5 protein-coding genes and 1 pseudogene are annotated in these 6159 nt (G+C 71.7%); 3 read left to right on the top strand and 3 right to left on the bottom strand.

The features are described from left to right. Nucleotides 1–96: 96 nt before the first annotated feature. A pseudogene (locus ABT063_RS51550) lies at nucleotides 97–754 on the top strand (DUF1206 domain-containing protein). Nucleotides 755–782: 28 nt separating this feature from the next. Then, nucleotides 783–1214 carry a hypothetical protein gene (locus tag ABT063_RS51545; RefSeq protein ID WP_351069232.1) on the top strand — a complete coding sequence of 144 codons (432 nt, stop codon included), beginning with the start codon at nucleotides 783–785 and terminating at the stop codon, nucleotides 1212–1214. A gap of 73 nt (nucleotides 1215–1287) precedes the next feature. On the opposite strand, the gene ABT063_RS51540 is transcribed toward ABT063_RS51545, so the two are convergent. From ABT063_RS51540 to ABT063_RS51530, 3 genes are all read right to left on the bottom strand, one after another. Then, a complete protein-coding gene (locus tag ABT063_RS51540) occupies nucleotides 1288–3534 on the bottom strand; it encodes an FUSC family protein (protein ID WP_351069230.1) in 2247 nt (748 codons plus the stop codon). A 71-nt stretch (nucleotides 3535–3605) separates the two neighbouring features. After that, the gene (locus ABT063_RS51535) at nucleotides 3606–4982 is read right to left on the bottom strand and encodes an NAD(P)/FAD-dependent oxidoreductase (RefSeq protein ID WP_351069227.1); all 1377 of its coding nucleotides are present in this window, start codon (nucleotides 4980–4982) and stop codon (nucleotides 3606–3608) included. Between the two features lie 213 nt (nucleotides 4983–5195). Then, entirely contained in the window at nucleotides 5196–5558 is a 363-nt protein-coding gene (locus ABT063_RS51530; RefSeq protein ID WP_351069224.1) for an STAS domain-containing protein, read from the bottom strand. A gap of 144 nt (nucleotides 5559–5702) precedes the next feature. On the opposite strand from ABT063_RS51530, the gene ABT063_RS51525 reads away from it, so the two are divergent. Next, nucleotides 5703–6068: a PRC-barrel domain containing protein gene (locus ABT063_RS51525; protein WP_351069222.1), complete on the top strand. Its 366-nt coding sequence runs from the start codon at nucleotides 5703–5705 to the stop codon at nucleotides 6066–6068. The last annotated feature ends 91 nt before the right edge of the window (nucleotides 6069–6159 follow it).

Below are 6159 nucleotides of genomic sequence, written 5' to 3'. Positions count from 1 at the left end.
GTGGTTCTGGGAGACCGATCCGAGGGGAGCCGACGCGACCCAGCCGCTCATTGAGGCGGTGTACCGGTACGGGTCAGTGGTGCTTGGCGGGCGGGTCTGGCCGCGCGGGGCGTGATCTACCTGCCGGTCGGCCTCCTCGCGCTGCAGATCGCCTTCGGCGGCAGCGGGCGCCAGGCGGACCGCGGCGGCGCCCTCGCCGAACTCTCCGACAAGCCGTTCGGCGCCGTACTGCTGTGGGCGCTGGGCATCGGCCTCGCCGGCATGGCCCTGTGGCGGCTGTCCGAGGCCCTCGTCTGCTCGGTCGGGCCGGACGGCCGTAAGGCGAAGAGACGGACGGCTGCCGGCGGCGCGCCTTCTACACGTTCGTCGCCTGCTCCGTGCTGTCCTTCGCGGCGGGCTCGGGCGGCGGCGGATCCAGCGACGAGCAGTCCACGGACGTCACCGACAAGGTGCTGGAGGCGCCCGCCGGGCAGTGGCTCGTCGGGGCGGCCGGCGCCGCGATCGCCGTGACCGGCACGTGGATCGCCGTACGGGCGGTGCGCCGCGACTACCACGACAAGCTCAGGCTCGGTGAGCTGGACCTAGGGCCCGGCGGCCGGTGGACGTCACGGGCGTGGGCGGCGGCGCGGCACGCGGGGGTGTTCGCCGCTGCGGGCGTGCCCCGCTGGCACCGTGGTTGCCGGCCTGCGTCGCGGCCGGGCTGTCGCTGTTCGGACTGTTCTTGTTCGTGATGGCCCGCTGGCGTCGCGTCTGAGAAGCGCCACACGGGGAACACGGACGGGATGAACGAACCCGAGCTTCCGCCCGACGGCCGGCCCGTGGACGTCTACCTCGGCCTGCTGCGGATCCGCATGGACACCGAGGACTACGAGCTCCTGCTCAGTGTGGTGGAACCGGTCCTGCGCGCGATCGAGGAGGAACGCCTGCCCGCGTTCGACTTCGCCCTTGACGAGTCGCACGCCGAAGGGCTGCCCCAGGAGATCCGCGACGAGGCCGCCCTGGTCATCGCCACCGCTGTCACGGGCAGGCTGGACAACGAGGTGATCGAGCTGCACATCGACGAAACCGGCCCGGTCCGGGTGGTCACCGACGCGGTCACCGCCTCCGACCCGGCGCGCCTCGGCGAGATCGCCGACTACATCCGCGAACGGCAGCGGATGAACGACGAACTGCGCGGCATCGCTGAGGTGAGCGGCCTGCCCACGGATCTGTGACGGCCGCGCGCGACCGGCTGCCGCCGTGGTGCCGCCACGGCGGCACGGGTCTGTGCCGGCCGGTGGGGGACCGCTACCGCGGTGCGGCGACGGGGACGCCCAGCGGCCGGGCGAGGCCCGCCACCGACTCGTCCAGGCGCTGCAGATGCCGGAGCACGCGGTCGGTGATGCGGCCGTACCTGGGCGTGCCGGGGACGTCCGGCTCCAGGAGGGAGGCGATGCTCGAGCCCGTCTCGATCTTCACGGCGGCCTGCTCGTCGGCGATGTGCGCGGAGATCGCCCCGATGTTGTGCGCGATGCGCTGTCCGGCCCGGCGCAGCCGGGGGTCCGCCGCGATCGAGGGATGGGTGGGCAGGAGTTCGGCGGTGGCCGCCAGCGACCGTGCGTGGTACGCGCAGGTCTCCAGGAGCGCGACGACGTAGCGGGCGGTGTCGCGCCGGGCCCGCAGCGGCGTGATCGGGTGGGTCAGCGGCTGGGTGGCGGCCCGTAGGTCGGCGAGTGCCTGGTCCAGGTCGCGCGCCTGGTCGAGCAGGTCGGCCGGGGGCCCGCCGCTGAGTTGGTCCACGGCCCGTTCGGTCACGTCGGTGAGCCGGTCCAGGACGGTGACCAGGAGGTCGTTCGTACGGCGGTCGGTCTGCACCGGAAGTACGAACGCCGCCGCGACGACCCCGCAGGCCGCGCCGAGCGCCGTCTCCTCCACCCGCAGCACGAGCACCGACAGGCTGTAGGTGTGCAGCAGGGTGTAGAGCAGCCCGAGCGCCGCGGTGACGAAGAAGGACATCAGGGTGTACGACAGCGGCGCGGTGTAGAACATCGCGAAGACGAACAGCAGCACCAGCGCGAACGCCGTCCAGGTGTGCTGCCCGACCAGTCCCGCCAGCACGATGCCGGCCACCACCCCGAGCACCGTGCCCACCAGCCGGCGGTAGCCCTTGACCAGGATCTCGCCCGTCGAGGCGGTGTTGAGGAACACGATCCAGCAGGTCAGTACCGCCCAGTACCAGCGCTGACTGGACAGGAGCTCGCCGCCGACGATGGCGAGCGACGACCCCACGGCGACCTGCACGGCCGCGCGGGTGGTCGGCCGCCGCAGCCCCGAGAGCTCCTCGTCGGGCCGGCCTTCGTCCTCGCCGGCGTCGATCGCGGCGTCCTCGGCATCCAGCTCCTCGCGCGAACGGGCCGTCGCGGGCGTGTCGTCCGACTCGTCCTGGGCGCCGCCCAGGGCGATCCGCAGCCCCAGCACCGCGCGGGCGGCCTCGCCGATGCCCCGGAAGACGTCCTGAACGGCGGGTGCGGCGGGCGGCAGGTTGTCCTCGTCGCGGTATCCGAGGAGCCGGTTGCGCACATGGGACAGCGCCGTACCGGTGTGGTCGGTGACAGGCCGCAGCACGAGCATGTGCAGCGCCTGGAGATCGCGGCGCAACGTGGCGGTCGTCTCGTCGCGGACCGGCAGGGGGCCGCTCGCCGGGGCGGGCGCGCCCGGCAGATGCAGGGTCAGCGTGTCCGCCCGCTCGGCGCTGCGCGCGGTCAGCAGCAACAGGCCCAGCCGCTCGGCGGCGATCTCGGCGTCCGCGACGCGCCGCTGTACCAGTCGCGCCGTGGCCTCGTCGGCGGTGCCCTCCTCCAGCCGGCCATGGATCATCATCGCCGTCTCGTGCAGACGCGCGGTGCCGTCGCGTACGTCCTCCAGGGCCTTGTCGACCTCGTCCGGCCCGGCGTCGAGCAGGTCGAGCTGTGCGCCGACCAGTTGGGCCAGCCGGGCCCGGAAGGCCTCGCGCAACCGCTGAAGGATGCGCGCCGGCGTCTCGGGCACGAGCGCGAAACGCGCCAGCGCGCTGCTCAGGAAGGCGACGCCGATCGCGCCGCACAGCCCGGGCAGGCCGGAGACGGTGGCGCCGACGAACAAGGACAGGAAGTAGACCTGGAATCCGATCAGCCCGAGCGCGGTGCCACGGTCGCCGAACCGGCGGCCGTAGACCGCGCCGAAGATGAGGGCGACGAAGAAAAGGGCACCGGCCACCACGCGCGAGCTGAGCAGCGCTCCCAGCGTCACGGACGCCAGCGCCATCGGCAGACCCAGCGCGAGCGTCACGGCCTGCTGCCCGCGCTGCTTCTCCCGGATGGCGAAGGTGGCGACCATCGCCGCCATGGCCCCCGTCACCAGATGCGTGACGTCGGCCCCCACCAGTCCGAGCACGGCCAGCGTGGGGGCGATGGCACCCACCGTCCGCAGACCGGCGGCCAGCCGCAGCAACCCGGGGTCGGACGCCGCGACACCGTCTCGCAACCGTGCCCTGACCGACCGCCCCGCTGCCCTCACGCCGCCGCACTCACTCCCGTGTCATGTCATGATCTCCGCCAACAGCATGGCACGGAGCTCACGGGGCAGCGTCACTGGTCCTGCCGTGCGGAGCCCTCGACCTGGGCCCGCACCTGCTCCGGCGTCAGATACGCGTTCGTGTACTCGAAGTCCTTCAGCTTGGCGGGCTTGCGGGCCTGGAAGCCGGTGCGGACGAAATCGTCGCCCGCCACGGCGTTGAGCACCCAGTTCGTCATCACCCGCGTCTTGGCGACGTTGGTGCGCAGCGCCGACCAGTGGTAGCCGCGGGCGACGGCCTGGGCGGGCAGTCCGCGCAGTTCGATGCCGAGCGGCTTGGACACGGCGTCGGCGCCGCCGAGGTCGACGACGAGACCGAGGTCCTTGTGGACGTACGGCCGCATCGACTGGCCTCGCAGTGTGGCGATGACGTTGTCGGCGACGTGCCTGCCCTGCCGCATCGCGTGCTGTGCGGTGGGCGGGCAGACGGCGCCCTCCTCGCCCTTGGCCTGGTCGGGTACCGCGGCGGCGTCACCGAGCGCGAACACGCCGTCGTGGCCCGGCAGGTCCATCTCGGCGTTGACCGCGAGCCGTCCGCGGACCGTCTCCGCGCCGAGTGTGGCGATGAGCGGGCTCGCGACCACACCGGCGGTCCAGATCAGGGTACGGGTGGGGATCACCCGCCCGTCGGTGAAGGTGACCTCCTCCGGGCCCGCCTTGTCGATGGAGACGCCGAGCGAGATCTCGATGCCGCGCCGGCGCAGGATCTCCGTGGCGCTGCGGCCGAGTTTGTCGCCCAGCTCCGGCATCAGCTTCGGGGCGATGTCGATCAGATGCCACTTGATCAGACCCGGGTCGAGCCGCGGGTAGCGCTTGACGGCGGCGTGCGTCAGGCGCTGCAGGCACGCGGCGGTCTCCGTGCCCGCGTAGCCGCCGCCCACCACCACGAACTGCAGCCGGGAGGCGCGCTCCGCCGGATCCTGGCTGGCGTCGGCCAGGTCGAGCTGCGAGATGACGTGGTCGCGGATGTAGGCGGCCTCGGCCAGCGTCTTCATACCGAAGGCGTGCTCGGTGAGGCCCGGGATGTCGAAGGTGCGGGTGATGCTGCCGGGGGCCAGCACGATGTAGTCGTACGGTTCGTTGACGATCCGGTCGGTGATGGTGCGGATGACGCAGACCTTGGCCTTGAGGTCCACGCCGATCGCGCCACCCGGAATGATCCGGGTGCGGTACTTCTTGCTGCGGCGCAGGGAGACGGCGATCGACTGCGGCGTCAGCACGCCGGAGGCGACCTGGGGCAGCAGGGGAAGGTAGAGCTGGTAGGCGAACGGCGTCACCAAGGTGACGTCGGCTTCGTCCGGGGAGAGTTTCCGTTCCAGACGGCGGACGCACTCCACGCCGGCGAAGCCTGCGCCAACCACCAGGATCCTGGGTCGTGTCACGGTGTTCATCCCTTTCTGCGGCTCCAGGCGGTCTGCCTCGAACGCCGTTCGCCTGCCCGGGGATCGCCGATTCGCACCTCATCGATCCCACCGTGCCGTCAGCCGTCCCGCCAGCCGGCACGGCAGGCAGCCGAACGCTGTCGATCACCACCATGCCCCGTCGGTGGCCGAAACGCACCGGGTGAGGAGGGAAAGAAGGGAAAGCATTCTCCCGCGGCGGCTTCAGGCATCGACGCGGGCCAGGGCCTCGTCGGTCCCCTCCGAGACCGGCACCGTGATGCTGACGCCCGTGAGGTCGAGGATCCGTCGTACGGACGGCGTGGGCGAGATGATGTGGACGCTCCCCGGGATGTCGCGGGCCTCCTGGTACGCCCGCAGGATGATGTTCATGCCGGAGGAGTCCATGAACGGCACGGCCGAGAGGTCGAGCAGGAAGTGGCGTCGGCCGTGATGGAGCTGATTGGCCAGGTGGTACTGGAGCTCCGTCGCGCTGTCGACGTCCAAGTGGCCTTCCACCCTGATCAGGGCCACGTCCTCGCGGGGCAGGGTGACCTCGACGGACAGCGGGTTCTGGGCAAGGGACACGGATACCTCCAACAAGTGCTGACGGCGGAGCGGGTAACCCCAGGCGCCGGAGGCCATGCCACCGCTTCCGGTCAGAAACATGCCGAATGCGCGTGCGGGAGAAGGGTATTTGGTGCTGTGACACCCTCGGGCGGAAGGAGCAGCGTGGCCGTTGACAGAATCTGGTCGTACGCGCCCGACAGCGGACACGTCGAGGGACAGGACCTGACGGGCTTCACCGTCGCCGCCGGGGACGGCACCCTCGGACGGGTGGACCGGGAGGCAGCCCCGGACGGCATGCGGCACCTGGTCATCGACACCGGCGTCTGGCTGTTCGGCACGAGCGTCCTCGTCCCCGTGGGCGTCGTCACCGGCATCGACCCACGGGCCCGGAGGATCACGCTGGCCTGCACCGGGGCGGAGGTGAAGGCGGCGCCCCGCTTCCGGACCGACAGCGAGACCAGGGACCCCGCGTACCTGGCGGCCGTGGGTGACTACTACCACCGGCTCCAGCCCACGCCCGGCGCCTAGGCCGTTTCGTTCGGATCATCTGATCGTTGGTCCGGGTGTGCCGTTGACTGATGCGCAGTGGGCGCGGATCGAGCCGTTACTCCCGGACCGG

Origin of the sequence: Streptomyces sp. NPDC002838 (assembly GCF_040295365.1) — a bacterium.
Classification (GTDB): Bacteria; Actinomycetota; Actinomycetes; order Streptomycetales; family Streptomycetaceae; genus Streptomyces.
The sequence above is the reverse complement of the archived record's forward strand: the minus strand, read 5'-3'. Positions and strand labels throughout refer to the sequence as shown.

Excerpts from the sequence above, each read along its gene's own strand:
- ABT063_RS51535 (WP_351069227.1), bottom strand. The coding sequence starts at position 4,982 with ATGAACACCGTGACACGACCCAGGATCCTGGTGGTTGGCGCAGGCTTC.
- ABT063_RS51545 (WP_351069232.1), top strand. The coding sequence starts at position 783 with ATGAACGAACCCGAGCTTCCGCCCGACGGCCGGCCCGTGGACGTCTAC.